Genomic DNA, 2,445 nt, shown 5'->3' with positions numbered 1-2,445 from the left:
TCCGTCTTCTACATCCAGAAGGGCAAGGTCAAAGTCTGCATCGTATCGGAGCAGGGCAAGGAAGCGATCGTCGCTCTCCATGAGAGCGGGGATTTCTTCGGCGAAGGCTGCTTGTCCGGCCAGCCGCTGCGGTTGGCTACAGTTTCCGCGATGATGGACAGCGTCATTATGCGGCTTGATAAAGCATCAATCACGCGGGTGCTGCGGGAAGAGCCGAAGTTCTCAGAGATGTTCATGTCCTATTTGCTGGCGAGGAACGCCCGCGTCGAAGAGGACCTGGTAGACCAGCTTTTCAATTCGAGCGAGAAGCGTCTGGCGAGGCTGCTCCTTCTGATGGCAAACTTTGGCAGGGAGGGGAGCCCTCAGCCTGTCATACCGAAGATAAGCCAGGAGACGCTCGCGGAGATGGTTGGCACCACCAGGTCGCGCGTCAGCACGTTCATGAACAAGTTCCGCAAGCTCGGGTTCATCCACTACAATGGAGATTTGGAGGTTCACAACTCCCTCCTGAACGTCGTCCTGCACGACAATCCTCACCTCAGGGACAGGGGCCGTTGAGGACTGTTCAGTGTGGAACAGTCAAATCACTCGCGCCCATGTTACATTTTCACAGCGGTCCCACCCTCCGGACCGGACCTACAACCTAAGACCATCTCGGCGAGGCAACGGCATGACTGCCGGCGTACCGACCGCGGTCGTACGAGTCAGAAAGATGGCTCGGCGTTGTTGGTGACGTCGGCGCGTCCGTCCCGCACCCCCCGCAAGCGGACGCGCCGGCCTTGTTGCGCTAGGGTCAATCGTTGCGGACAAGCCAACCGCAGGAAACGCCCAGCGCCGAGAGATTCCGATTTGGCGTCCGATCGTGTTCTTCGGCTTTTTGATCGTACGTTGGCCGCAATCACCTGTTTCATGGTCATGCACAGAGGGCTTGTGCATTGTCCGCCACTCGGCACTGCCTTTCAGCGACCATGGTGCGTGGCGGCCATGTGATGGCTCACGCGAACTCGGACGATCTCTTCAAGCTGGCCGTCCGAAGCATGCACATAGCCTCAACAGTATAGCCTTGAACATCTCTCTCTTTTCCATACAAGGTCATCGAAGATTCCACCAAGACGGGTGGCGGTCAAAATGGAACTTCAATGAACCTTCCCATCTTCGCCATCAACCTCGATCGCGAGACCGGTCGCTGGAGCGAATTGCTCGCCAGCGCCGAAGCGTCCGGCCTGACCTTGCAGCGCATTGCGGCTATCGACGGCCGCGCGCTTGCCAAGGCGGACTGGACGGAGATCGATCTTCCAACCGCGCGCAAGTTGAGCGGGCGCGACATTCTGCCCGGCGAATATGCCTGTTACCGCAGCCACATCCAGGCGCTGGAAACGTTCCTGGCCGGTGGCAGCGCCTATGGCCTGATTGTCGAGGACGACGTCCTCTTCAGCGAAAACACCATGCGGCGCATCCAGGCCATCATCGCCGCGGTGCCGGATTTCGACGTCATCAAGCTAAACAACCATCGCATGAGCTTCTTCATGCGCGCCGTCGAGACGACGGAAGGCGACGAGATCGGTCGCGCGCTGCATGGCCCGCAGGGCTCGGCCGCGGCCTATCTGGTGACGCGGGAGGGCGCGCAAGGGCTGTTGTCGGCGCTCGCGGTGATGAAAATGCCGTGGGACGTCGCACTCGAACGATTTTGGGATACCGGCCTGAAAGTCTATTCGGTCCGCAAAAACGTGCTCGGCTTCGCCGCCAGCAGCAAGATTTCCGGCATAGCCGGCCCCTCGGGCAGCTACAAATTCGCGCGGCTTGCCTGGCCGAGCCGGCTGGACGCCGGGGCGTTCCGGGCCAAGGACGAGTTGAGCCGCCTGCATCACGTCCTGCTGCGGCCGCCCTTGCCGCGCGAAATTCCGGATTATGCCAGGGCCGACTCGCCGCGCTACACAGTGCTTCTAGTCCTTGCGGCATTCGCCATTCTCGCCATGGCCTCCGCGGTCTGGCGCGAGGCTGACACTTACCGCTTCGCGGGGATAGCGCTCGCCGCGGTCGCAGCCATCCGCTGGTTCAGGCAGGACCTATGGACCTACAGCAAGCCACTGATCGGATGGGTCGGCGGTCTCTGCCTGGGTTGGTCGCTCTATGTCTTCATCCGACTGGCGATCGTCTATTTCGGCACCCACCAGCTGGGTGCCGCCGAAGGCATCTACCTGTTTCCGCTGTTTTATGCGACGACCGGCTTCGCCCTCTTGCTGTTTGTCAGGCGGCCTGGGCAGCTCGTCCTCTGGTTCATGGTCCTCAGTCTTGTCTTCCTGGCGGCGGACACCGGCTATTCGGACATCCTTCACGGAACCAGACCGGAGCCTTGGCTCTTCAACAATCCCATTCACGCGTCGGTGGCGGCTGGTTTCATCTTCCTTTGCACGCTGCAATTCATGGCATACACGGCCCAAAGAA

General features: G+C 60.4%; 2 protein-coding genes. Both read left to right on the top strand.

Annotation, left to right across the window (positions count from 1 at the left end):
• Positions 1-558, top strand: a 558-nt coding sequence (locus tag ACXJ7R_RS30040) for a Crp/Fnr family transcriptional regulator (RefSeq protein WP_457154993.1), incomplete at its 5' end; no start/stop codon positions are given.
• Positions 559-1,139: 581 nt separating this feature from the next.
• Positions 1,140-2,445 (top strand): glycosyltransferase family 25 protein (locus tag ACXJ7R_RS30035; RefSeq protein ID WP_457154992.1); only part of this gene is annotated, 1,306 nt, incomplete at its 3' end.

Source organism: Mesorhizobium sp. P5_C1 (genome assembly GCF_054049815.1).
Note: the sequence above shows the minus strand (reverse complement) of the source record. Positions and strands in the feature narration are given on the sequence as shown.